The sequence below is a fragment of the uncultured Aquimarina sp. genome (assembly GCF_947500065.1).
Classification (GTDB): domain Bacteria; phylum Bacteroidota; class Bacteroidia; order Flavobacteriales; family Flavobacteriaceae; genus Aquimarina.
In genome coordinates this window covers 1-283 of sequence record NZ_CANMQT010000056.1, presented here as the reverse complement: position 1 = coordinate 283, position 283 = coordinate 1, and the positions used below count along the sequence as shown (strand labels likewise).

General features: G+C 37.1%; 1 protein-coding gene. It reads right to left on the bottom strand.

Going from position 1 to position 283, the window contains the following annotated elements; all coding sequences use genetic code 11:
* Nucleotides 1–283, bottom strand: a 283-nt coding sequence (locus Q0975_RS28420; protein WP_299444384.1) for an alginate export family protein, incomplete at both ends; no start/stop codon positions are given.

Sequence of the window (283 nt, the reverse complement as noted above, 5' to 3'; positions counted from 1 at the left end):
TATTAGGATCAAATAATGTATTTACAGTACTTACTCCATTTTGATTAAATGAAAAACCAAGATCTAACTTTAAGCCACTTTCATTCTTATACTGTACTAGAGCAGCATCGTGAAACCTTCCTTGCATTGCCCAATCCAATCCGCCCAGGATTCTTTGATCATCATAAGAGAGTGCTTGTCTTCCTAATTTAGTAGACCAACCACTGCCAAACTTAAAATTGATCCAAGCCTGTGCTAATGAGAAACTATTATTGTTGTCTGCTGCAGCAATCTGAGGAGTATC